The 22931-nt window shown below is 70.6% G+C and carries 24 protein-coding genes and 1 tRNA gene; 12 read left to right on the forward strand and 13 right to left on the reverse strand.

Annotated elements, in window-relative coordinates; all coding sequences use genetic code 11:
• Positions 1-43 precede the first annotated feature (43 nt).
• The gene (locus KPL59_RS14085; protein ID WP_226361054.1) at positions 44-901 is read right to left on the reverse strand and encodes an NAD(P)-dependent oxidoreductase; all 858 of its coding nucleotides are present in this window, start codon (positions 899-901) and stop codon (positions 44-46) included.
• Positions 902-974: 73 nt separating this feature from the next.
• Between KPL59_RS14085 and KPL59_RS14090 the strand changes: the two genes are divergently transcribed.
• From KPL59_RS14090 to KPL59_RS14110, 5 genes are all read left to right on the forward strand, one after another.
• Complete coding sequence (locus tag KPL59_RS14090; RefSeq protein WP_075308440.1) at positions 975-1661, forward strand: SGNH/GDSL hydrolase family protein; 687 nt, start codon at positions 975-977, stop codon at positions 1659-1661.
• Positions 1662-1693: 32 nt separating this feature from the next.
• Entirely contained in the window at positions 1694-2500 is an 807-nt protein-coding gene (gene ppk2, locus KPL59_RS14095) for a polyphosphate kinase 2 (RefSeq protein ID WP_226358579.1), read from the forward strand.
• A 139-nt stretch (positions 2501-2639) separates the two neighbouring features.
• Positions 2640-3734, forward strand: a complete 1095-nt coding sequence (locus KPL59_RS14100) for an SDR family oxidoreductase (RefSeq protein ID WP_226361055.1) — start codon at positions 2640-2642, stop codon at positions 3732-3734.
• A 25-nt stretch (positions 3735-3759) separates the two neighbouring features.
• The gene (locus KPL59_RS14105) at positions 3760-4308 is read left to right on the forward strand and encodes a TetR/AcrR family transcriptional regulator (RefSeq protein WP_226361056.1); all 549 of its coding nucleotides are present in this window, start codon (positions 3760-3762) and stop codon (positions 4306-4308) included.
• A 109-nt stretch (positions 4309-4417) separates the two neighbouring features.
• Positions 4418-4564 (forward strand): hypothetical protein, encoded by a 147-nt coding sequence (locus KPL59_RS14110; RefSeq protein ID WP_020623819.1) that lies wholly within the window; start codon positions 4418-4420, stop codon positions 4562-4564.
• A 58-nt stretch (positions 4565-4622) separates the two neighbouring features.
• On the opposite strand, the gene KPL59_RS14115 is transcribed toward KPL59_RS14110, so the two are convergent.
• Complete coding sequence (locus KPL59_RS14115; RefSeq protein WP_226361057.1) at positions 4623-5777, reverse strand: YbfB/YjiJ family MFS transporter; 1155 nt, start codon at positions 5775-5777, stop codon at positions 4623-4625.
• Between the two features lie 115 nt (positions 5778-5892).
• Here KPL59_RS14115 and KPL59_RS14120 point away from each other — a divergent pair, with 115 nt between their 5' ends.
• Positions 5893-6459, forward strand: coding sequence for a TetR/AcrR family transcriptional regulator (locus KPL59_RS14120; protein WP_226358575.1), 567 nt, complete (start codon positions 5893-5895; stop codon positions 6457-6459).
• Positions 6460-6463: 4 nt separating this feature from the next.
• On the opposite strand, the gene KPL59_RS14125 is transcribed toward KPL59_RS14120, so the two are convergent.
• Positions 6464-7792 (reverse strand): MFS transporter, encoded by a 1329-nt coding sequence (locus KPL59_RS14125; protein ID WP_226361058.1) that lies wholly within the window; start codon positions 7790-7792, stop codon positions 6464-6466.
• A gap of 382 nt (positions 7793-8174) precedes the next feature.
• On the opposite strand from KPL59_RS14125, the gene KPL59_RS14130 reads away from it, so the two are divergent.
• Positions 8175-8247: transfer RNA gene (locus KPL59_RS14130), tRNA-Arg, on the forward strand.
• A gap of 53 nt (positions 8248-8300) precedes the next feature.
• On the opposite strand, the gene KPL59_RS14135 is transcribed toward KPL59_RS14130, so the two are convergent.
• The 7 genes from KPL59_RS14135 to KPL59_RS14165 all read right to left on the reverse strand — a co-directional run bounded on the left by KPL59_RS14135 (position 8301) and on the right by KPL59_RS14165 (position 13799).
• A complete protein-coding gene (locus KPL59_RS14135) occupies positions 8301-9707 on the reverse strand; it encodes an FtsX-like permease family protein (protein WP_226361059.1) in 1407 nt (468 codons plus the stop codon).
• A gap of 4 nt (positions 9708-9711) precedes the next feature.
• Positions 9712-10509 (reverse strand): ABC transporter ATP-binding protein, encoded by a 798-nt coding sequence (locus KPL59_RS14140; protein ID WP_226361060.1) that lies wholly within the window; start codon positions 10507-10509, stop codon positions 9712-9714.
• A gap of 185 nt (positions 10510-10694) precedes the next feature.
• Positions 10695-11498, reverse strand: coding sequence for an APC family permease (locus tag KPL59_RS14145; protein WP_226361061.1), 804 nt, complete (start codon positions 11496-11498; stop codon positions 10695-10697).
• 136 nt (positions 11499-11634) lie between these two features.
• On the reverse strand, positions 11635-12345 hold the full coding sequence (locus KPL59_RS14150) for a transposase (protein ID WP_226361062.1): 711 nt from the start codon (positions 12343-12345) through the stop codon (positions 11635-11637).
• 6 nt (positions 12346-12351) lie between these two features.
• Entirely contained in the window at positions 12352-12492 is a 141-nt protein-coding gene (locus KPL59_RS14155) for a hypothetical protein (RefSeq protein ID WP_226361063.1), read from the reverse strand.
• Positions 12493-12633: 141 nt separating this feature from the next.
• Positions 12634-13398 carry a transposase gene (locus KPL59_RS14160; RefSeq protein ID WP_226361064.1) on the reverse strand — a complete coding sequence of 255 codons (765 nt, stop codon included), beginning with the start codon at positions 13396-13398 and terminating at the stop codon, positions 12634-12636.
• 92 nt (positions 13399-13490) lie between these two features.
• Complete coding sequence (locus KPL59_RS14165; protein WP_226361065.1) at positions 13491-13799, reverse strand: hypothetical protein; 309 nt, start codon at positions 13797-13799, stop codon at positions 13491-13493.
• 139 nt (positions 13800-13938) lie between these two features.
• On the opposite strand from KPL59_RS14165, the gene KPL59_RS14170 reads away from it, so the two are divergent.
• Together KPL59_RS14170 and KPL59_RS14175 are read left to right on the forward strand one after the other, a co-directional pair.
• Positions 13939-14910 carry a LysR family transcriptional regulator gene (locus KPL59_RS14170; protein ID WP_226361066.1) on the forward strand — a complete coding sequence of 324 codons (972 nt, stop codon included), beginning with the start codon at positions 13939-13941 and terminating at the stop codon, positions 14908-14910.
• A gap of 18 nt (positions 14911-14928) precedes the next feature.
• A complete protein-coding gene (locus KPL59_RS14175) occupies positions 14929-15945 on the forward strand; it encodes an alpha/beta hydrolase (protein ID WP_226352426.1) in 1017 nt (338 codons plus the stop codon).
• A gap of 247 nt (positions 15946-16192) precedes the next feature.
• Here KPL59_RS14175 and KPL59_RS14180 read toward each other — a convergent pair whose 3' ends face one another.
• Entirely contained in the window at positions 16193-16879 is a 687-nt protein-coding gene (locus KPL59_RS14180; protein WP_226361067.1) for a TetR/AcrR family transcriptional regulator, read from the reverse strand.
• 293 nt (positions 16880-17172) lie between these two features.
• Between KPL59_RS14180 and KPL59_RS14185 the strand changes: the two genes are divergently transcribed.
• The 3 genes from KPL59_RS14185 to KPL59_RS14195 all read left to right on the forward strand — a co-directional run bounded on the left by KPL59_RS14185 (position 17173) and on the right by KPL59_RS14195 (position 19594).
• Positions 17173-18000: an SDR family NAD(P)-dependent oxidoreductase gene (locus KPL59_RS14185; protein ID WP_226361068.1), complete on the forward strand. Its 828-nt coding sequence runs from the start codon at positions 17173-17175 to the stop codon at positions 17998-18000.
• A 69-nt stretch (positions 18001-18069) separates the two neighbouring features.
• On the forward strand, positions 18070-19047 hold the full coding sequence (locus KPL59_RS14190) for a zinc-binding dehydrogenase (RefSeq protein WP_226352423.1): 978 nt from the start codon (positions 18070-18072) through the stop codon (positions 19045-19047).
• An 88-nt stretch (positions 19048-19135) separates the two neighbouring features.
• Positions 19136-19594, forward strand: coding sequence for an SRPBCC family protein (locus tag KPL59_RS14195; RefSeq protein ID WP_226352422.1), 459 nt, complete (start codon positions 19136-19138; stop codon positions 19592-19594).
• A 60-nt stretch (positions 19595-19654) separates the two neighbouring features.
• On the opposite strand, the gene KPL59_RS14200 is transcribed toward KPL59_RS14195, so the two are convergent.
• Positions 19655-19813 carry a hypothetical protein gene (locus KPL59_RS14200; RefSeq protein WP_226361069.1) on the reverse strand — a complete coding sequence of 53 codons (159 nt, stop codon included), beginning with the start codon at positions 19811-19813 and terminating at the stop codon, positions 19655-19657.
• Between the two features lie 466 nt (positions 19814-20279).
• A complete protein-coding gene (locus tag KPL59_RS14205) occupies positions 20280-22898 on the reverse strand; it encodes a DUF2309 domain-containing protein (RefSeq protein WP_226361070.1) in 2619 nt (872 codons plus the stop codon).
• Between the last annotated feature and the right edge of the window lie 33 nt (positions 22899-22931).

Consider the following 22931-nt stretch of genomic DNA (forward strand, 5'->3'; position numbering starts at 1 on the left):
CTGAGCAGGCCCTGATCGGCAGATGGTGATCAGGGCCCGGCGGTCAGGACGCCTTGTAGGCGGCGGCCATGTCCTCGCCGCCGTGGCCGCGCTCCGACGCCCGCAGCAGCCGGTTCCGCACCGCGGGCGCGACGTCGAGCCGGGTGCCCGAGGCCTGGGCCGCGGCGACGATCAGTCCCGCGTCCTTGGCCGCGTTGTCCACCGTGAAGCTGGGGGTGAAGTCGTCGTCGAGGATCGCCCTCGCCTTGTTCTGCAGGTAGGGCAGGTCCAGCGGGCCGCCGGCGACGGCGTCGAGGAAGGCCTGCGGGTCCACCCCGAGCCCCTGGGCGAGCGCGACGGACTCCCCGGTCGCGGCGGTGATCGCCAGCACCCAGCTGTTGGCGACGAGCTTGAGCCGGCTCGCCTGCGCGGACCCGCAGTCCTCGGCCACCCACACGGTCTGCCGGCCGACGGCGTCGAGCACCGGGTCGACGACCGGGCGCGCCGCGGGGTCGCCGGCGACGAACACGGTCAGCTGCCCGGCCTCGGCGGGCGCGCGGGTGCCGAGCACCGGCGCGTCGAGCAGGGTCAGGCTGTGGCGCTCGGCGATCGCGCGGAGCCCGTCGAACGGCTCGACGCCGACGGTGGTGGTCTGCAGCCACACCTGGCCCGGCGCGAGACCGTCGGCGGCCTGCTCCAGGACGGCGGTCACGTCGTCGGCGTTCCCCAGCATCGTCACGACGACGTCGGCGCCGCGGACGGCGTCGGCCGGGTCGGTGTGCAGGGCCGCGCCCGCGTCGGCGAGCGGCTGCGCCTTGGCCGCGGTCCGGTTCCAGACCCGCAGGTCCAGCCCGGCAGCGAGGATGTTGTGCCCCATCCCGGCGCCCATGATCCCGGTCCCCAGCAGTGCGACGGTCGTCATGGCGTCCACGGTAGATCCGCGACGGTGGTCCCGCCGGGGTCACCGGCGCCGCGGAACCTGCTTCACTGGGGCCGTGGCCGACACGGGTGAGCCCGTCTTCTCCAACCGGACCGGGCGCCCGCCGGGCCGGATCATCACCGCGGTCTCCCGGTTCGTGCCCGGGATCCGCCGCGTGCAGCAGCAGATCGAGCCGTACGCGGCGCACTGGGAGGAACGCAACCGCACCGAGCTGTCCCGGACCGGCCCGCTCTGCGTCGTCCTCGGCGACTCGATGGCCCAGGGCATCGGCGCCTCGCACCCCGAGCGCGGGTGGGCCGGGCAGCTGATCGGTCGGCTGCCCGGGTGGCGGCTGGTGAACCTGTCCCAGTACGGCGCCCGCGTCGACGACGTCCTCGACGCCCAGCTCCCCGTCGCCGAGGGACTGCACCCCGAGCTGCTGCTGTGCCTGGTCGGGTCCAACGACCTGATGCAGCCACGGCACCAGGACGGCGTCGGGCACCGGTACGCGGCGCTGGTCGACCGGCTTCCTCCGGGCACCGTCATCGGGAACCAACCGGGAACGTTCGCGGCGGCACTGCAGGTCAACGGCCTGATCGACGACGCCGTGCGGCACCGCGGACTCGTACTGGCCGAGCTGCGGGACCCGCGGACGCGGCACTGGCGCGGCAAGCTGGCCTCCGACCGGTTCCATCCCAACGACCGCGGCTACGCCGCCATCGCCGAGGTGTTCTCCGAGGCACTGCGCCGGGCGGGTCGCTAGGGACGGGTGCACCGATCTGGTTGGGTGTCCCGATGGCGACCAGGAAACTGCCGCGCAAGATCTACGACGCCGAGCTCCTCCGCCTGCAGGGCGAGCTGCTGCAGATGCAGGAGTGGGTCCGGGCCTCGGGCGCACGGGTCGTCGTGGTCTTCGAGGGGCGCGACGCCGCCGGCAAGGGCGGTGCGATCCAGCGCGTCACCCAGTACCTCAACCCGCGGTTCGCGCGGATCGTCGCGCTGCCCGCTCCGACCGAGCGGCAGAAGGGGCAGTGGTACTTCCAGCGCTACGTCGAGCAGCTGCCCGCGGCCGGCGAGATCGTGCTGATGGACCGGTCCTGGTACAACCGCGCCGGCGTCGAGCGGGTGATGGGCTTCTGCACCGAGGCCGAGTACCGCCGCTTCCTGCGCCAGGCGCCGGTGTTCGAGAACATGCTCGTCGAGGACGGCATCCACCTGCGCAAGTACTGGTTCTCGGTCAGCGCCGATGAGCAGGCGCGGCGGTTCGCCGAGCGACTGGAGAACCCGCTCAAGCAGTGGAAGCTCTCGCCGATGGACCTCGAGTCGATGACCCGGTGGGACGACTACTCCCGCGCCCGTGACGACATGCTGATCCACACCGACACCGACCACGCGCCGTGGTGGATCGTCGAGGCCGAGGAGAAGCGCAACGCGCGGATCAACATGATCCACCACCTGCTGGGCTCGATCCCCTGGGAGCCGGTGGAGCGACGGGTCCTGACCCTGCCGGACCGGGTGCCGTCGACGGGCTACGAGCGTCCGCCGCGCGAGGTGCAGCGCGACGTGCCCGACCACGCCGCGTCGCTGATCCGGGCCGACTGATCCCGGACGGCCGATCCCGGCGGGCATATCCCGGTCGGCTGATGTCGGTCACAGTCACCCGGTTGGTACGGGCGGTACCGGATACCGTCCCGCGGAGCGACGGCGCGGCACGGACGCCGTGCGGAAGGGCGGTGCCGGGATGAGTGTCGTGCTGTTCACCGGGTTCCCCGGTTTCCTCGGGTCGGCTCTGCTGCCGCGGACACTGCGCCGCGCGCCGGACTCGCGCGCGGTCGCCCTGGTGCAGGCCAAGTTCCTGGACCAGGCCCGCACGACCCTGGCGCGGATCGAGCGCGAGGCGCCGGAGATCGCCGGGCGCACCGACCTCGTCGTCGGGGACATCACCGTCGACGGGCTGGGACTGGAGCAGACCGAACGGGAGCGACTGCTCGGTGGGCCGCTGGAGGTCTTCCACCTGGCCGCGGTCTACGACCTCTCGGTGCCGGCGGACATCGCGTGGTCGGTGAACGTCGAGGGCACCCGGCACGTCGTGCGGTTCGCCGAGGCCGCGTCGGAGCTGGTCCGGCTGCAGTACGTGTCGACCTGCTACGTCTCGGGCCGTTACGACGGCATCTTCTCCGAGACCGACCTGGAGCTCGGCCAGCCCTTCGCCAACCACTACGACCACACCAAGCACGAGGCCGAGCGCGTCGTGGTCAAGGCCCGCGACGCCGGCCTGCCGGTGTCGATCTACCGGCCGTCGGTCGTCGTCGGGGACTCGGTCACCGGGGCGCCGCAGAAGTTCGACGGCCCGTACTACCTGTTGCAGCTGATGGCCCGGCAGGGCCGGACGGCGTTCGTGCCGCTCCCCCGGGCGGCGGCGCGGACCCGGTTCAACCTGGTGCCCTCGGACTACGTCGTCGACGGGATCGCCGCGCTGGCCGGGCACGGTCCGGCGGTGAACCGGACGTTCGCGCTGGCCCAGCCGGCCCCGCCGACGGTGACCGAGATGTGCGAGGTGTTCGCCGACCGGCTCGGCAAGCGCCTGCCCGTGGTGCCGATGCCGGTCGGGCTCGCCGCGTTCTCCATCGACCACGTGCCCGGCGTCGGACGGCTGTTCAAGGTCCCCTCCAGCACGCTGGAGTACCTGACCCACCCGTCGCACTACGACACCGACGCGACCACCGCGATGCTGGGCCCGCTGGGCGTGCACTGCCCGCCCTTCGAGGAGCACGTCGACGCGATGGTCCGCTTCTTCCGGGAGAATCCGCAGGTCGGAACGGCTGCGATGGTCTGACGCACGGAGGTCTACCGTCTCCGGCGTGGCCATCGAGCGGAACGACGTGCTCCTCGCGGCCGCGACCGTGCTCGTGCAGAACCCGGCCGCGTCGATGTCGGAGATCGCGACCGGCGCCGGCATCAGCCGGGCGACCCTGCACCGGCTCGTCGACGGTCGGGAGGCGCTCCTCGAGGAGCTCAGCGAGATGGGCGTGGAGCGCGGGATCGCCGCGATCCGGGAGGCCCGGACCGACGAGAGCGACCCGATCGAGGCGGTGCGCCGGGTCATCGTCGGCCTGTTGCCCTCGGTGGACCTGTGGGTGCTCGCCGAGCGCATCCAGTCCAGCGACGAGGTCCTGGCCCGCTACGCCGAGATGGACACCCTGCTCGTCGAGCTGTTCCAGCGCGGCCAGCGGAGCGGGGTCTTCTGCGTGACCCTGTCCGCGACGTGGATGACCGAGGCGCTCTACGCCCTGCTGACCCGGTCGGTGCTCGCCGCCCACGACGGAAGGCTCGCCCGGCAGGAGATCGTCGGGGTCACCGAGCGGACCCTGCTGGCCGGGGTCGTGGAGACCGCTGCTCCGAGCGAATGAGGCGTGACACACGATCGTCACCCTTGAGACATCGGAGTCTCACTGGCTACTCTCGTGGTGCGAATCGGACAGACCAGCTTCCGAGTCGACCACTACGAGGAGGTAGCCGATGACCACCCACGAGACCCCGACGCCGTCCTGGCCCGAGACCCTGCGGGACGCCGCCCAGCGCACCGGGAACGTGCTCCGCGAGATCTGGGTGGGCATCGACACCTGGAACGCCGTCACACACGGCCGAACCCCGAGCCGTCGCTGATCCCGGCCTGATCCCGTCCCCCGGTGCGGCACGTCCGCACCGGGGGACACGTCGTCGTTCAGGCCCGGTACGCGTCCGGCGGCGCCAGCCGCGGGTGCAGCTGCGCCCAGGCAAGCAGGCCCAGCGCGGCGGCGACGGCGAGCGTCCCCGCCGTCCCGATCCGGCCGGCCAGGGCCCCGGCCAGCGGCGAGCCCACCGTCTGACCGACACCCAGGGCGAGGCACGCCCAGGTCACCGCACGCGCGGGAGCACCCGGGACGATGTGGGCGGCCCACAGGATGCACAGCCCGGTCAGCCCGATGTAGCCCGCGCCGAACAGGCCCGCCGAGACGATCGCGCCGAGAAGGCCCGGCTCCGGCAGGGCGAGCAGGGCGATCCCGGCCGAGAACAGGGTCCAGACGACGAGCCCGACCGCCCGCAGCCCGTGCCGCTGCGCCGCCCGTCCCACCGCGCCGCCGAGCACGCCGACCACACCGATCGCACACCACGCGACGGTGCCGAGGACCGGCCCGGCCCTGACCTCGTCGAGCCGCGCGGTCGAGAAGGTCCAGTACGGCGCGCTGACCACCCCCAGCAACCCGGCGACGACCAGCAGCGGGAGCACCCGGCCGCGCCCCCGCTCCGTGGGCGCCGCCTCGGGAACGCCCCGCGGCAGCAGCCATGCGGCGGCAACGGTGGCGACGACCGCGACCAGGCCGAACCCGAGCCAGACGGCCCGCCAGTCCCCCGGCAGCAGCGGCGTGAACGCGGTCAGCGCGAGCCCCGCCCCGGTGCCGGTGTTCGCCCAGGACTGCGCCCGGGTGCGCGCGGCGACACCGACCGCCTCGACGACGAGCTGCGCCACCCCCGGGGTGGCGATGCCGGCCCCGGCTCCCGCCACCACGATCGCGACACCGAACACCACCACTCCCGGGGCGAGGGCCATGAGCAGCAGCCCCACCGTCGCGGAGACGGCGGCCGCGATCGTGGCACCGCGCGCCGACCGCGCCGACAGCGCCGGAGCGGCGAGCAACCCGAGGACGTAGCCGGCCGTGGAGAGCACGCCGACCGCGGCCGGGGTCAGGCCGAACGTCTCGGTGAAGCGAGGCACGAACAGCCCGTAGGCGTAGCGGGCGACGCCGTAGCAGAGCGCGATCACCCCCGCGCCGAGCAGCGCGGACGTCCACCAGGGCCGGTCGGTCGTGGGCGCGGAGCGTTCGCAGGTCGCCGTCATGCCGCTAGTGAACAGACCTGTCTGTTTGTTTGCAACTCGAACTGCCCGATGCAGCAGTCGCCGCTGGTAGGGTCCGTGAAAAGAACAGACCGTTCGGTTGTCCGAGGAGGGCCGGATGGCACGCACACGGCGTGGCGACGCCGGGGCCAAGGTGCTCGACGCCGCGTCCCGGCTCTTCTACCGGGACGGCATCAACGCGGTCGGGGTCGACACCGTCGCCGCGGAGGCGGGCGTCACCAAGACGGCGCTGTACACGAACTTCGGCTCGAAGGACCGGCTCGTCGTCGCCTACCTGCGGGACCGCGACCGCCGATGGCAGTCCGACATCGACCGGATCACCGCCGACCACGCGTCGCCGCGGGACCGGATCCTCGCCGTCTTCGACGCCTACGAGACCTGGCAGTCCCGGGAGGACTTCCGCGGCTGCGCCTTCCTCAACGCGGCCTCGGAGCTGCCGCGGCTCGACCACCCGGCCCGCGAGGTCGTCCGGCACCACAAGACCGCGCTGCGCAGCTACCTGCAGGCCCAGGTCGAGCGGCTGGGCACGGCCGATCCGGCCGCGCTCGCCGGGACCCTGATGATCCTCCTGGAGGGCGCGGTCGCGACGGCGGTGGTCGAGCGCGGGCCGGGGCCGATCCGCGCGGCCCGGGAGGTGGCCGACGGTCTGCTCCCGGCGGCCTGAACGGTCACACCGGGACGGGTCCGTGCGGGTGCTGGTCGTCGACGACGAGCCGGTGCGCGTGCGTCCAGCCGTGCACCGACCGGCGCGCGGTGACGACATGGGCGTGATCGGCGTCGTGGTCGTGACGGTGCCGGACGAGGTCGGCGCCGGCCGTCGGCCAGACCCTCACCGCCACCCCGAGCGCGACGACGGCGAGCGCGGCGAGAACCGACCAGGTCACCGTCCAGCCGGCCGAGACCGCCAGCCAGCCGGTGAGCGGGTAGGTGACCAGCCAGCAGGCGTGCGAGAGCGAGAACTGCGCGCTGAACAGGGCGGGCCGCTGACCGGGCCCCGCCGAGGTGCGCAGCAGACGACCGGTGTTGACCATGATCCACCCCGGGCCGAAGCCGATCAGCGCCCACGCGAGCGCCGCGGTCGTCCACGACGGCGCCGCCGCCAGCAGCAGGGTCGCCCCGGCCGCCAGGCAGGAGATCGTCGCGCCGGCCAGCATCACCGTCCGGGCCGGCAGCCGTCGGGCGAGCCACGGGGAGGTCAGCGCCGCCGCGGCCGTCCCCGCGCCGGACACCGCGAGCAGCAGCCCGACGTCGACCTCGGTGCCCCCGAGCAGGTCGCGGACGACGTTCACCGTCGTCACGAGCGACACCACCCCCACCGCGGCGACGACGACGTTCAGCGCCAGCAGCCCCCGCAGCTGCGGGATCGCCCGGAACAGCCGGACCCCGAGCAGCAGCCGGGTCGCGAAGTCACCCTGGGCACGACCCGCGACCGGCGGGACGACCGTCGACGCCACGAGGACCGCGGAGAGGACGAACCCGGCGCAGGTGCCGACGAACAGCGTCGAGTAGCTCGTCACCGCGACCGCCGCCGCGGCCAGCAACGGACTCAGCACCGTCTCCGCGCTGCTCGCGAGCTGTGCGGCCGACAGTGCTCCGGCATAGTCCTGCTCGTCGGGGACGACGTCGGGGATGACCGACTGGAACACCGGCGTGAACGTCGCCGAGGCGACCTGCAGCACCCCGACCAGGGCGAACACCTGCCAGATCTCGCTCACCCAGGGCAGGACGAGCACGACCGCAGCGCGGACGACGTCCGCAGCGACCATCAGCATCCGCCGCGGGGCCCGGTCGGCGACCGCGCCGACCACCGGCCCCACGACGACGTAGGCCGCCATCTTGATCGTCAGCGCCGAGCCCAGGACGAGAGCGGCCCGCTCGCCGGCGAGGTCGTAGGCGAGGAGCCCGAGCGCGACCGTCGTGAGCCCGGTCCCGACCAGCGCGACGACCTGGGCCGTGAACAACCGACGGAACCGCGTGTTCCGGAACAGCGATCGCACTGACCCTCCCCCGTCGACTGCGGGCACCCTAGAACGATTTACCCATCGCCCCCACGGAGCAGTTGCCGATCCTGAGCATCAGCCGGACAACGCGATCTGCGACTTTCCGGCGACAGCGGCCCGGCGCGTCGACGGCGCACGAATCCGCTGGTCAGCGCCCCATGAACGGGCGCACGAGCTGCGAGAGAATCGCTGTCGCCGCTCGCTCGCAGGAGCCTTCCGATGTCATAGTGGCTGATATCACGAATGGACGCCGCCGCGATTCCGCACCCTCCGGAGGAAACGGGACCCCCTCTCCGGTTCGGCGTTCTCACGCCGGCGCCGGCCCGGGCGATGACGGCGGCGAGGTGGAGCCCGGGGCTTCCGGGTAACCTGCACTCGCGCCCTCGTAGCTCAGGGGATAGAGCACCGCTCTCCTAAAGCGGGTGCCGCAGGTTCGAATCCTGCCGGGGGCACTTCAAGGACGGGAACCGGCCGCAGCGGTCTCCGCGCCTCCGCGACCTTCTCGTCATGCTCCGTGTTGTTCGCGTAGCCGCGCACCAGGCTGGGAACGCAGCTGCGCGCTCGCGGGCACGAGGAGGATGGCCAGGAGCACGAGCCAGGAACCGGCTAGCCCCAGCAGCATGGTCCCGACCGGCCACGCCACCGTGGCCCGGTCCCCCAGCACCGCTCGGGCGACGAGGCCGCAGACGAGCCCGGTGACGACGACCGGGACGGCGGCCGTGATCGATGCGGCGAGGGCCATCGCGAAGCTCTCCGATGCAACTAACGCCGTCACCTGGCGCGGCCGCATACCGGCCGCCAGCAGGAGGGCGATCTCGCGTTCCCGCCCGCGGGCCGACAGCGCGACCACGGCGGCGCTGGTGGCGAGCATCGACACCGCGACGACGGCGATGATCGTCCACACGTCGGCCAGGTCCGTCGGGAGGCCCGGCTGGAGCGCCTCAGTCAGGGCGACGGCAGAGTTGACGGCGCACAGCAGGACCCCGATGCCTCCCAGACCGGCTGCCAGGGGTGCGACGGTGGTCGCGCTGATCTGAACGCGGGCCGCGGCGGCGCGGGCGCCCACGGCAGGCACGATCAGACCCGGCGCTCGGAAGGTCCTGTGGAGCGCTCGCAGGACGACGCCGACGATCTGCGGACAGAGGAGATAGACGCCGACGAGCGCGCTGCCGCCTGCGTCGAGGGCGAGGTTGACCATCGGGGCGGGACCCGTTGCTCCCAGCTGGTCGGCGAAGCCGGCGGCTGCGACGAGTGCCCCCGCGATCAGCAGGAATATCAGGCCGCCGGCGATGCGCAGGACGGTCCTCGCGGAGCGGGGTGCCGGCTCGTCCGGATTTCGGAGGGCGGCGCTCGGTGATGTCCGGCAGGCGTGGCGCGCCGGCAGGAGACCGCCCACCAGAGCTGTCGCCGTGCCGAGCACGACGGTGACCGCCGGCGCCCACGGCGAGATCGTGAACTCCGGCTGTTCGACCGCGGACGAGACTGCGGCGTTGAACGCCGGGACGGCCCCTGCCGCCAGAATCGTCGAAGCGAGTGCACCGAGGACCGCCCCGCACAGGCTTACGACAGCCAGCACGAGCAGCGTCGCGCCGAACACGGTGGCGGGGGCGGCCCCGAGCAGCAACCAGAGCGCGTGGGTCCGGCGCGTCGCCTGGACGCTCGCCCGTCCGACCACGGTCAGACCGACCCAGCCGACGAGGGCGACCACGGTGTAGACGGTGATCGAGACGATCTGGAACTCCGCCAAGGGGACACCGGCGGTGGCCACGGCGGCACGGAACGCCGGGTCGGCGGTCCAGGCGAACTGGTGGACGCACAGGCCCACCATGGTCGTGATCACCGCTATCAGGGCGATGGCGGGTGACCACTGCCGCCACTCGTCGGCGACCATTCTGAGCGCGTAGCGCGACACGCGGTCACGTCTCCGGCTCGGTCATGAGGTCCAGCAACGCGCGGCTGGTGGTGCGGCCGGTGGTGCGCACGGTGCGGCCATCGTGCATCACCACGACGGAGTCGGCCAGGGCCGCGGCGTCCAGATCGTGGGTGACCATCACGATCATCTGCCCGTCGTCGGCCATCCGTCGCAGGGTCCCCAGCACGAGCTGTGTGCTGCGCGAGTCCAACGCACCTGTCGGCTCGTCGGCGAACACGATCGCCGGGCGCCGGGCGAGCGCCCGGCACAGGGCTGTGCGCTGCTGCTCTCCGCCGGACAGCGTGCGAGCCGGAGCATGGCGTCGCTCGCCCAGCCCGAAAGAGGCGATCAGATCGTCGACGACGCCGCGCGGGACTCTCGCGTGATCGAGCCGGAACGGGAGCGCGATGTTCTCGTCGACGGTGAGGAACGGCACGAGGTTGTACTGCTGGAAGACGAACCCGACCTCCGAGCGAAGCATGGCCGCGCGCTCGGCCGTGGACTGCCGGTAGACGTCGCGCCCGTTGATCTCGACGATGCCGCCGGTCGGCCGGTCGAGTCCGCTCAGACACGCCAGCAGTGACGACTTCCCGGATCCCGACGGGCCCACCACCGCAGTGAGCCCGCCACCCCGCAGATCGATATGGCACCCTCGCAGTACCTCCGCGCTGCTGCGGCTGCGGGGCACTGCGAGGCGGATGTCACGAGCGCGGAGGGTTGTCGTCACAGGAGAGCTCTTTCGTCGGGTGTCGTGCTTGTGGCGTCCTAGAGGGGCCCCCACGTGATCGAAGCCGATGCGCAATTAGCCTCAAAGGTTCTGAATAAAGCCAAGACCGCCACTTTTCGAGGTTAGATCTTTCATAGTGGAACGCTCCAGCCAGGAGCGTGTTCGAGAGGATGAGATCGTGAATGTGATCACCTACTTCCACTGCCGAGTGGAGGGTGTTCACCGGCGGTCAGAGTGGAAAGAGTGACGAGCGCTCCGGCTCAGGCTCGCGACCGAAAGATCAGATAACCGATCATGAACAGGGCGGCGGGGTAGCACAGGGCGAGGGGGTCGAACCCCAGCAGAGCAACCACTGCGAGAGCGGCGGCCAGCAGGAATCCGAAGCATCGCCCGACCCGGCTGCGCGCTTCGAGTCCGTAGACGACGGCGGTCACCACGTAGAGCAGGAAGAAGTTCTGGCCGGCGACCTCGAACATGGTCGTGACGCTGATCAGGCCCAGCGCCGAGGCACCGACCAGGAGGGCGAAGACGCCTCCGACCACCAGAACGGCCCGACGAGGAGTCCGGCTGGCGCCTGCGACATGGAACAGACCTCGCGGAAGCAACCCTTCGCCCGAGCTGGAGTGGACCAGCCGGGACGCGCCCCACATGGCCCCGACCAGGTTCGCCGCGAGGATGACGACCCCGAGGACAGAGACGAACACGGCCGCCTCCGGGGAGACCGCCCGGCTGACCAGCTCGGCGACGGGTGCAGTCTCGTTCGTCGCATCCCCCGGGCGAAGGATCGCCTGAATACCCGCGGCCAGTACCAGGTAGACACCGATGACGATGACGAAGCTCAGGGCGACCACACGAGGAAAGTCCCGCTTCGGATTCTTGTACTCCCCGAGCGTGAACGCGACGATCTCCCAGCCGGTCAACCCGAAGAACAGCACTCCCACCACCCCGAGGGCGTTCTCCCACCCTGCCACCGTGAACGACGGTGGAGTGAACTCCGCCGCCGGTGACAGAAGACCGACGAGGCCGACAGCAACGAGAGCAATCGTGAGGACGATGGCCAACACGGTCTACAGGCGAGCCGAGAGGGCCGCACCGACACAGAGCGTTCCGGTCACCAGCAGCAACAGCAGGACCGCGCCTATCCACGCGGTGTTCGCAGGGGCACCGACGGCCGCGGCCAGGAGGCTTATTCAGGCTCCGTCAGGTAAGTGTGTAGAAGATGAGTCCGATGACTGCCGAGATTGTCGTTTTAAATGTGGCGTAGGGCCGCCGGTAGTCTGTGTGGAGAACTTTCCACGTTTTGATATGGGCGATGACTCGTTCGATGGTGGCGCGTGTGTGGTTGAGGCTCTTGTTGAATGTTTTTTGCCAGTCGAGAAGTTCCCGGCCGGGTGGTTTTTTGAACGGGGTGAGCATGCCGCGCCCGATGTATCCTTTATCGCCGATCGGGGGGTATGTGGCGAGGTGGTCGAGGGCGCCGGATTGGTCGAGGCAATATAGGTCGTGTCGGGAGCCTGGGGTCGGGTCGGAGATCCACGACAGCTGCCCTTCCAGGGTGGCTGCGACCTGGACGACGACGCCGGTGGTGCGATGCTTGCCCGACCACAGACCCGGCACCGCGGCCCATGACCAGCAGGGCAGCAAGGTTCCATCGATGATGTACTGCCGATCGGCACGAAGCTCCTCTGCCGTCGGAACGACACTCCGCAGCGCCTGTGCCAGCAACGGTGTCACCCCCGTGATCGCTCGACTAACCGTCGACTGCGACACCCCATAGGTTTCCGCCAACTCCCACTGCACACGATTCCCGCGCAGATACGCCAACGTGATCACCACCGACCAGAACAACCCCAGAACCGGCGGCCAAGACAAACATGCCTCCGTCGCGTCCCGCTGATCCTGCTCATACACTGAGGCTTATTCAGGGCCGCCTGGCGGGCTACCTCGCTGCGGTCCCGACCTGGAGAAACACCGCACTTCATGATCACCCTGAATAAGCCTCACTATAGCGACAAGATCCTGAATTTCATCACGCCGGAAACCAGTGGTATAGTACATACTGCGGCAGCCCGTTCATCTCGGATTGATTCGGCAAACCAATATTCGCGATGGACGGGCTGTCGCCCAACCCGACACGCCGGGCTAGATCGTTATTTCACGGGGTCTGAATAAGCCTCCAGGAGGCTTATTCAGGCTCCGTCAGGTAAGTGTGTAGAAGATGAGTCCGACGACTGCCGAGATTGTCGTTTTAAATGTGGCGTAGGGCCGCCGGTAGTCTGTGTGGAGAACTTTCCACGTTTTGATATGGGCGATGACTCGTTCGATGGTGGCGCGTGTGTGGTTGAGGCTCTTGTTGAATGTTTTTTGCCAGTCGAGAAGTTCCCGGCCGGGTGGTTTTTTGAACGGGGTGAGCATGCCGCGCCCGATGTATCCTTTATCGCCGATCGGGGGGTATGTGGCGAGGTGGTCGAGGGCGCCGGATTGGTCGAGGCAATATAGGTCGTGTCGGGAGCCTGGGGTCGGGTCGGAGATCCACGACAGCTGCCCTTCCAGGGTGGCTGCGACCTGGACGACGACGCCGGTGGTGCGATGCTTGCCCGACCACAGACCCGGCACCGCGGCCCATGACCAGCAGGGCAGCAAGGTTCCATCGATGATGTACTGCCGATCGGCACGAAGCTCCTCTGCCGTCGGAACGACACTCCGCAGCGCCTGTGCCAGCAACGGTGTCACCCCCGTGATCGCTCGACTAACCGTCGACTGCGACACCCCATAGGTTTCCGCCAACTCCCACTGCACACGATTCCCGCGCAGATACGCCAACGTGATCACCACCGACCAGAACAACCCCAGAACCGGCGGCCAAGACAAACGTGCCTCCGTCGCGTCCCGCTGATCCTGCTCATACACTATAGCGACAAGATCCTGAATTTCATCACGCCGGAAACCAGTGGTATAGTACATACTGCGGCAGCCCGTTCATCTCGGATTGATTCGGCAAACCAATATTCGCGATGGACGGGCTGTCGCCCAACCCGACACGCCGGGCTAGATCGTTATTTCACGGGGCCTGAATAAGCCTCCAGGTAGCCACCGCCGCTCAACGCGATGGCCGGCATGCCCAGGCTGACGGTGCCGAGCAGGACCATCTCGATCCCGGCCGCCGCTCGGCGCCCGAATCGGGGCCGAACGAACCCGGCGATGCCACCGGCCGTCGGATGGCGGGCTCCGAGACGGGAGAACACGACCAGCAGCGGGATGGTGATCACTCCGGCCAGGGCCCAGCCGAGCAACGCGTCGTTGCCTGCTCCGTCGAGCGCCACCCCTGGCAGTGCCAGCGCACCACCGCCGATCACGGTGGTCACCGCGAGCGCCAGGGCGGGACCCAGTGTCAGGTGACGCCTGAGCGGGGACGCCTCATCGGCGACCTCGTCGACCACCTCGGGGGACCGTGCATCCGCCCCTTCCATCAGCCGTTCTCGGTCATCTGGTGACGGAGCGGGTGTGCCATGCATCCATCTGTACCGGCACGCAATCACGAAGAAAATCAAAACCTTCCAGCCCCTGGGCGTTAGGGTTTCTTACGTGAACCTGGAGCGGCTCCGTGCGCTGCACGCCGTGGCGACCCACGGCTCGATCTCCACCGCGGCGCAGGCGTTGTGCATCACGTCCTCCGCCGCCTCCCAGCAACTGTCCAAACTGGAACGCGAGATGGGCGACCGCCTGCTCGAACGCGACGGACGCGGGGTGCGGCTGACCGACGCCGGCCGGCTGCTCGCACGCCACGCAGAGGAGATCCTGGCGTCGGTCGAACGCGCACGCGCGGAGGTCGAGCGGCACCGTGGAACGGTGCACGGGGCTCTCACGATCGCTGCGTTCGCCACTGCGGTACGTGGGCTGATCCCGGACGCGGTGGCCCAGCTCAGCGCCCGGTATCCCGCCCTGAACGTCCGAGTCGTCGAGTACGACCCCGATCGAGCACTGCCCGAGCTCCTGCGGGGCGCGGTCGATCTCGTCGTCAACCAGTACTGGCCCTCGAAACCCTTCGTCCTCCCGGACGGACTCTCCGGAAGGACCGTCCTGGTCGACACCGTCGACCTGGCGGTGCCCTCCGACCATCGCCTCGCAGGTCGGGGCTCCGTCACCGTGGACGACCTCCACGACGAGCGTTGGATCAGCTGGCCGCAAGGATCGAGCTGCCACCACTGGCTGCTCGGAGTCCTGCGCAGTCACGGGATCGACCCCCTCATCGCCCACGAGGCCGCCGAGCACCCCACTCAGCTCGCCCTCGTCGCAGCCGGCCTGGGGGTCGGCGTCGTACCCCGACTCGGCCGCGGTGAGGTTCCTGCATCGGTGCGGTTCCTGCCGTTCCGGCCGGCGGTCGAGCGACACGTCCAGGCCGTCTGGCGGACGGGCGGCGATCAGCGCCCAGCCGTTCACGCCGCACTCACGGCGTTGTCCGCCGCCCCGGGCTGACCACGTCCTCGTCTGATCTTGCACGGCGTTCCCGAGCTGGCTACGTTCTTGATCACTGGCCAGGGAGGCTGTCGACCGGTCGAGGGGAACACCGTGACTGAGCCGTTCGGCGCCACGTTCGCAACGTCGGACGAGTGGTTCGACTCCGGTGGCACACGGTGCGCGGCCCGCGTCTACCGGCCGACCGCCGCCGACCACGAACCGCCCGTCGTCGTCATGGCGCACGGATTCGGTTCACCACGCGCGCTGCGCCTCTACGCCTACGCCGAACGCTTCGCCGCCGCCGGATACGTCGTCGTGGTCTTCGACTACCGGGGCTTCGGCGAGAGCGGGGGCGAGCCACGCCAGCTCCTCGACATCGGCATGCAGCACGAGGACTGGCGCGCCGCTCTCCGCTTCGCCCGCTCTCTCGACGGAGTCGACCGCGACCGCGTCGTGGCATGGGGGACCTCGTTCGCCGGTGGCCACGTCATCACCATCGCCGGCCAGGGAGAACCGCTCGCTGCCGTGATCGCCCAGGTACCGCACGTCAGCGGCCCGGCAGCGGTGAGATCAGCAGAGCCCCGAGCCGCCCTCCGGGCAGCGGCGGCGGGCGTCCGTGACGCGGTTGCCGCTCGACTGGGTCGTAACCCCGTCCTCGTCGACAGTGTCGGCCCTCCTGGCCACGCGGCGATGATGACATCCCCCGACGCCCGCCCCGGCATGCTCACGCTCCTGCGCGAGTCGGGGCTGACCGAGGACGACTACCCGGCCACCGTCGCAGCCCGCATCGCGCTGAAGATCGGCTTCTACTCGCCCCGGCGCTGGGCCGGGAGCATCGAGTGCCCGGTCCTGGTCCAGATCGTCGCGCAGGACGCGATCACCCCCCGACGAGTCGCCGAGAGCGCAGCGGCGAGGATCCCGAACTCGACCGTTCGCATCTACGACGGGGGCCATTTCGACCCCTACGTCGAACCCCTGTTCAGCACCGTCGTCGCAGACCAGGTGGAGTTCCTGCACCGCCACGTCCCCCCGGAGCCGAGCAACGACGCGTAGCCCCGTTCCGATGCGGCATGCGTCCGCGCGCCGGTAGCCATACCCGAAGCACCCGGGGCTGCCGTTCGAGCCTGATGGCTGCGCACGGAAGCCGACTCCGGGCCGCCGAGATGCGGCATCCCCGGGATCCTCCGACCGCTGCGAGGACCGCCCAGCTGGCGAAAGGCGTGCTCGTACCCCTCCCCCATCACACCTGACGCCGGAGTGCTGGGTGACGAGGACCGCATCGCAGTCCGGTGCGACGTTCTCAACTGCCTTGCCGGCTGTGTGCGGCGTCGAGCGTCGGGGTCGATGGCTGAGGGGCCGGTATGGGCAGCAGCCGGTGCAGCAACGACTGTTCCAGTTCGATCAGGATGTCCTCGCTGCTGGTGTGGTGACCTGGCAGGGTGTGCCAGAGGACCAGTTGGCCGTGCGAGGCGGTCCAGAGATGGATGCCGATGGTCTCCGCCTCCGATCGCCGGCCGGGCGCGATCGCCGCGAGATAGGTGTCCACGGCGTGGGTCCACGCCTGGAGCACGGTGCCGAGAGGGGTGTCGGCGGAGGACTGACGCTCGGGTTCGTATTCCAGGCTGAACATCAGCCGGTACCGACGGGGCTTGTCGATGGCGAATCTGCGGTAGGCGGCGGCGATGGCGCCTATCCGCTCCCACGGGGCGGCGCCGGCCGCGGCGGCCGCTTCCCCCGCCTCGCCCATCGCTGCAGCCAGCGCCCAGTAGGCGGCGTCGAGCACGGTGGCGACCAGTTCGGTCTTGTCCTTGAAGTGCAGATAGACGCTGGGCGCGGAGATGCCGACCTCACGGGCCACTCCTCGCAGGGAGAGCGCGTCCTCGCGTCCCGTCTCCTCCAGGATGCGGGTCGCCGCGTCGAGGATCTCCTGCCGTAGCCGTTCCCCCTCGCCCCGCACATTGGGCACCCGTCTGACCTGTTGCTCCATGGCCACCTCCTCGCCGTGTGCACCGTATGTGCCCGCCCGGGCTCCTGCCGTACAGCCCGGCGCCGCAGCGCCGGGAGGATGTCCCTCCACATCTTTCGGTTAACAGTGTTAGTCTAACGAGCAGAACGACTAACACTGTTAGTCGACGGTGGAGAGGAACGGCCACGCCCTCGCCCCTCTCGAACCCCCCGTCCGTCCTGGGAGGAGCGGCGGCATGAGTGCCAAACACCGGTCCGGAGGGGTTCGACGCGGCCGGCACCGACGGGACCCCGCTACAAGAACAGGAGACACACATGACCGAGAAGGTCTGGTTCATCACCGGCTGCTCACGCGGCTTCGGCCGGCTGTGGGCAGAGGCCGCGCTGCAGCGGGGCGACAAGGTCGCCGCGACCGCGCGCGACGAGAGCAGGCTCGAGGCGCTGGCCGCGGCGTACCCCAGCTCCTTGCTAGTCCTGCCGCTGGACGTCACCCGGCGCGGCGCCGTGTTCGACGCCGTGGCCGCCGCCCACGACCACTTCGGACGGCTCGACGTGATCGTCAACAACGCCGGTCAGGGCCTCCGCGGTGCCCTCGAGGAGGTCCAGGAGGCCGATGTCCGGGAGCTGCTCGACACCAACCTGCTCGGGACGCTCTGGGTGACGCAGGCGGCGCTTCCCTTCCTGCGCGCGCAGGGAGGCGGCCACGTCCTGGCGGTGTCCAGCCAGGGCGGGCTGATGGGTGAGGCGACCCTCGGTCTGTACAACGCCTCCAAGTGGGCGCTGGAAGGGATGATGGAGGCCCTGTCGAAGGAAGTCGCCCACCTCGGCATCAAGGTCACCATCATCGAACCCGGGCCCTATGCCACCGAGTTCTCGTCCCCCACCTCCCTCAAGGCGTCACCCGAGAACCCCGCCTACGACGAGGCCCGCCAGGCCCTGTACGCGGACTTCGACCCCGCGGCCGTCGGCGACCCCGCCGCCACGCCGCCGGCCGTACTGGCAGCGGTCGACGCCGCCGAGCCCCCGCTCCGGCTGATTCTGGGCAAGTCGGCCCTGCCCAAGGTCCGCAGCCACTACGCCGCGCGCCTGTCCACCTGGGACGCATGGGCCCCCGTCTCCGAGCGCGCCCACGGCCACCCGTAGTCGACCGACACGGCATTCGCCGCAGGGCGTTGCCGCCGGCCGTCCCAACCCCCAGAGAGGCCCTGAAGAGTGAAGGCAGCTGTCTACCGCCGCAACGGCGGCCCCGAAGTGCTCAGTTGCGAGGACGTGCCGGACCCCGTCCCCGGCACCGACGAGGTTCTGGTCAGGACGGAGGCCATCAGCATCGAGGGCGGCGACCTGATGTGTCGTCTCCTCGTCCCCCCTCCGACGGGCGGGTTCGTCCTCGGTTACAGCAGTGCCGGCGAGGTCGTGGCGGTGGGCTCCGCGGTCACGGGCTTGGAGGTCGGCCAGAAGGTCTGCGCTTTCGGGCAGGCCCATGGACTGCCGGCCGGTTCCCATGCCGAACTGCGCGTCGTACGCCCCGAGCACTGCTGGGTGCTGCCGGACGGTGTCGATCCGAAGGCGGCGGCCGTGGTGCCGGTCACCTTCTCGACCGCCTACGAAGCGCTGTTCGAGCGCGGCCGTCTCACGAGCGGCGACACCGTGCTGGTGCAGGGGGCGGCCAGCGGGGTCGGGCTGGCAGCGATGCAGCTCGCCAAGACGGCGGGGGCCCGCGTGATCGGGAGCGCGTCGACCCCGGCGCGGTTCGAGGAGCTGCGTCGTTACGGCCTCGACGAGGGAATCGACTACCGAGGCGAGAACGTCCGTGACCGTGTTCTGGCCCTGACCGGCGGTCGCGGTGTCGACCTGGCCGTCGACTGTGTGGGGGGATCGCTGCTCCAGCAGCTGATCGAGGCCACCCGTCACGGCGGGCACATCGTCCCGCTGGGCACGGCTTCCCGCGAAGAGAGCACGGTCGACGTCGTGAACCTGATCCGCAGCAACACGACGCTCCACGGAGTAGGGCTCGCCTCCCTTCTCCATGAGCCCCGGGTCCACGCGTACATGGCGGACCTCGTCCGCCGCATCGCGAACGGCGAGCTGGAAGCCGTGATCGACCGCGTCTTCCCCTTGACCGATGCTGCGGCCGCGCACCGCTACGCCGAGCAGCGCGGCCGGATCGGCCGGGTCGTGATGGTGCCCTGACGTTCCCCGGGGAGCACCAGCCACACCGACCCGGGCCGGTGACGGCCCGCACCGCAGCAGACGACCAGACGAGAGAAGGAGGAACACCATGACCTTGCTCATGGAGGTTCGTTACGAAGAAGCCGGCGTGAGCTCGGTGACGGTCGATGTCGTCATCGATGCCAGCGCGGAGTTCGCGTGGGATGCCGTGCGCGATGTCTATGCAGTGGACACCCGGCTCCTCCCGGGATTCGCTCTGCACGTGGAAAGGGAACCGGACAGCAGGACGGTGACGTTCGCCGATGACATGAAGATCACCGAGCGCATCGTCGAGGTCGACGATGGCGCACGAAGGCTCACCTACCGAGCTACCGAGGGCGGGCCGCTGACACACCACCTGGGGTCGCAGACCGTGCGGGAGGACGAGGAGGGAGTCCATCTCGTCTGGACGACCGAGTTCGCGCCCGCGTCGGTCGTCGACTACGCCACCAGCACCATGCGTACCACCGTGGCACTCATGAAGAAGACGATCGAAACGGCGTTCGCCGATCGGCGAGACCCCTCCTGACCACCTCCTGGCCGGCCGCCGGCCCGATGACTGCTCGTCGTGGCAGCGCATCACACTGGATCATCGGGCACTGATGCCCTGCTCCGGGTCGTCGACGTACCAGTGCGACGCGATCAGGTACGGATAGCGGCTGCCGAGTTCGGTGAGATGGGCGTCGATGGACTCCGGGGAGTCGGTCCGCGCGAAGACCGGGAAGAACTCTCCCGGCGTGCTGCGCACGGCTGCACCAGGAGATCGAGGATCCGGCACCGTCGCTGATGGGGGTCGTGCGCATCGCGCAGGGCGGGGCCGTCCAGCCAGCACATCGACCACAGCCCCGACACCGCGGAGGACGTGCGGATTCCCACCGGCACCACGGACGGATCCCCTGCCGAGGAGCCCTCGACGGTGTCGGTCCCGCAGTGGTCGCCGGGGCACAGCGCCGGCAGGTCGGCGTCGAGCTCGCGGCGGACCCAGATGCCGAGCAGGGCGTCGTTGCGGGCCGGGTCACCACGGTAGCGCCGCTGGTGGACCCAGTACTCACTCGCCTGCTCGACGGCGGTCTCCGCATGGTCCACGCTCGGGATCAGGAGAAGCGCGGTCATCGGACCCTCTCTTCCTTCATGTCGTTCTGCCACGCGAGCCCCGGGGCCGGGCCGCGCCGGGCATCGCGGACGGCGCGGCCCGAGGGAGCCCGGCGCGGCGGCTACGGGTGGGGCGTCGCGGCCGGGGCGTCGGTACCGGGATGCCAGGGCTGCCACCCGGTGGGGGTGTAGCGGTGCCACGGCCCGTCGGGACGCTCCTGTGCCGCGAGGGCGACCCAGTCGTTGCCGAACATGTGGCGCAGCACCGTGTGGCGGGCGATGAGGGTGTCCAGCCTGGACAACGGCGCCTGCACGAGGGCGAGCAGACGTTGTGGTTCGTGCCGGACGTGGTGTCCGTCGGTGAGGGACTGCCAGGGCAAGCCGGCGCGGAGGTCGCTGGTGGGACCGGACATCACCCCCAGGCCACCGCCGACGACGTTGTGCAGGGCCTTGCTGCCCGCGCCGAAGGCGTCCTGGTCGACGGCGGCGAAGTAGTACTGGCTGTTGATCCAGTGCGCGACGACCAGCGGCGCGGTGAGGATGGTCTCCAGGACGGTGCCGGTCGGGTCGAGGTCGGCGTCGTAGTCGTGGAGGAACACCCGGCTCCGCAGATCGACGCCGCGGGTGCGGGCCCGGGGCGCGATCAGGAAGGCGGCGTTGTCGGCGAGCCCCCACTCCGGGAAGACCTGGGCCCAGTCCCGGGCCCTGGCACGGGTGTGGCGTGCCGCGCGCCGGGGCTGGGCGCGCACCGGGGCTCCCGGCAGGACGGCACACCGTTCCGCGGCCAGCCGGGCACCGGCCGTGCGGAGGTCGGCGGTGAGCGCGTCGACGTCGGGGCGGTGGGTGTCGGGCAGGAGGTGGGTGTCGAGCAGGCGGACGGTGTCGGTGGTGGTGTCGTGCTCGGCCGCGACGAACCAGGTGTCACCGGGGACGGAGATGCCGTGGTCGGCCAGGTGCAGGCGGACCTGCGGATCGTTCAGCAGGGCCGCGGCGGTGCGGGCGTTGGGGCCTCCGGGGTGGCCGCCGCAGGCGCCGCAGTCCAGTGCCGCCTGGTACGGGTTGTTGTCGGTGTGCGCACCGTGCCCACAGAGCACCACCAGCCGCGCGAAGCCGCCGGTCAGGCCCATCAACGTCAGCATCGTCTCGGCGGTCGCGGCCCGTTCGGCGACGGTGAGGTCGTCGGCGACCGAGATCTCGGTCTGCGGGGCGGGAGCGATGCGGCGGGCCCACCACGAGCGGGCGGCACCGGCGGCACCGGGGGCGAAGGTCTTGGCCGCGGCCAGTGGCCCGGCCAGCCACCCGGCTGCTTCGGCGAGCACGAACGGTGCCACCAGGTCGTCCTTGGCGGCGTGCAGGGAGTTCTCGGCCGCGGCGAGGACCCGCCGCCCGGCCAGCGACCGCTCGGCCGCCCGCTGCCGGCCGGGAGAGGGAAGCTCGGTGACGGTGTGCCGGGGAGCGATCGGGCCGGGGCACTGGGCCCGCGCGGTGCCCCCGGCGAGGTCGCGGTACCGCATGGCGACGGCGAAGAACCCGGCGAAGCCCAGGGTCCGGTAGTTCCCGAGGGTCTCCAGGTGCCGGCGCAGCCCTTCGGAACGAGGGTCGATGCAGCACACCACCTGCGCCTGCGGCCGGGCGTCGGGCTGCTCGGGCAGGGGGCGGTCGAGGAGGCGCAGCAGCCGGCTGCGGTAGTGCTCCTCGTAGGCGTCCAGCCAGACGAGTGCCCGCTGGTGCACCGGCAGCTCGTCGAGGAGCTCCGCCAGCGCGGTGCGCTGGGCGGCGTCGGTGTTCGTGATCTCCAGCGCCGACAGCAGGTGCTGGGCCCGGCCGAGCGGATCGACGGTGGCCTGCCCGACCTCGGACCGGTCGGTGCGGGCCAGGGCCCAGGCGGTGCCGTGGGAATGGGTGCCGGCGAGCACCGCGGCTTCGGCGCTCAACCGCAGCGCGAGGTAGTCGACGAGGTCGATGCTCTCGTCCGCCTGCTCGCCGCGCCACCGGACGTGGGCGGCGAAGCCGGGGAGACGGGTCAGGTGGGCCTGCAGGTAGTGGGTCCTGCGGTCGTCCGGGACACCGAGCGCGGCCAGTGCCTCCAGGATCGCGTCCTCGGCGCGCTCGGGCAGGTGCCGCAGCCGCTCCCGCACCGGCCGGGGCAGGGTCGTGTCGTGGGCGGCCAGTGCTCGCCACGCGGGGTAGAAGCCGAGGTCCCGGCCCGGCATCCGCCAGGTGGCCTGGCCCTCGTCCAGGAAGGCCGAGCACCACTGGATCGTGTGGGTGTCGAGCAGACCGGCGAGGTCGGGGGCCAGTGCCTCTGCGGCGGTGCGTGCCCGACGGTGCGGCGCGGGGCAGGCGATGCCCCGCTGCAGGTCGGCCAGCAGCAGGTCGACCGGGTCGTGGACACGGTCTCCGAGGGTGAGCGGGCTCCGCCGCAGCACCGCGGGGTGGCGGCGGGTCAGCGCAGCGCGCAGGTCGTCGTCGGTGATCCGGCCGCGCTGCCACGCGGCCCGCAGCCAGGTCTCGTCCGGGGTGGCTCGCGCGCCCAGCAGATCCCCGGCGTGGGCGGCCGCCTCGCTGAACGGACGGTCCAGCAGGCCGAACAACGGGTTGACGGCGATGAAGTCGGCCAATGGCCAGGTCGAGGCCAGGAACGCGGCCGCGTCGGCGATCTCGGCACGCACTGCTTCCGCCCGCGTGACGACGTCGGGCACCGCATCGAGGTCCAGGTCGGTGGCGGGGCTGGTGGTCATGGCTGCGAACCCTTCTGAGCGAGCACGACGGGA

Source organism: Pseudonocardia sp. ICBG1142 (assembly GCF_020496255.1).
Taxonomy (GTDB): domain Bacteria; phylum Actinomycetota; class Actinomycetes; order Mycobacteriales; family Pseudonocardiaceae; genus Pseudonocardia.

Coding starts and splice junctions, on each gene's coding strand:
- KPL59_RS14085 (WP_226361054.1), bottom strand. CDS start 901: ATGACGACCGTCGCACTGCTGGGGACCGGGATCATGGGCGCCGGGATG.
- ppk2 (WP_226358579.1), top strand. CDS start 1,694: ATGGCGACCAGGAAACTGCCGCGCAAGATCTACGACGCCGAGCTCCTC.
- KPL59_RS14100 (WP_226361055.1), top strand. CDS start 2,640: ATGAGTGTCGTGCTGTTCACCGGGTTCCCCGGTTTCCTCGGGTCGGCT.
- KPL59_RS14110 (WP_020623819.1), top strand. CDS start 4,418: ATGACCACCCACGAGACCCCGACGCCGTCCTGGCCCGAGACCCTGCGG.
- KPL59_RS14115 (WP_226361057.1), bottom strand. CDS start 5,777: ATGACGGCGACCTGCGAACGCTCCGCGCCCACGACCGACCGGCCCTGG.
- KPL59_RS14120 (WP_226358575.1), top strand. CDS start 5,893: ATGGCACGCACACGGCGTGGCGACGCCGGGGCCAAGGTGCTCGACGCC.
- KPL59_RS14155 (WP_226361063.1), bottom strand. CDS start 12,492: ATGTACTATACCACTGGTTTCCGGCGTGATGAAATTCAGGATCTTGTC.
- KPL59_RS14160 (WP_226361064.1), bottom strand. CDS start 13,398: ATGTACTATACCACTGGTTTCCGGCGTGATGAAATTCAGGATCTTGTC.
- KPL59_RS14180 (WP_226361067.1), bottom strand. CDS start 16,879: ATGGAGCAACAGGTCAGACGGGTGCCCAATGTGCGGGGCGAGGGGGAA.
- KPL59_RS14185 (WP_226361068.1), top strand. CDS start 17,173: ATGACCGAGAAGGTCTGGTTCATCACCGGCTGCTCACGCGGCTTCGGC.
- KPL59_RS14195 (WP_226352422.1), top strand. CDS start 19,136: ATGACCTTGCTCATGGAGGTTCGTTACGAAGAAGCCGGCGTGAGCTCG.
- KPL59_RS14205 (WP_226361070.1), bottom strand. CDS start 22,898: ATGACCACCAGCCCCGCCACCGACCTGGACCTCGATGCGGTGCCCGAC.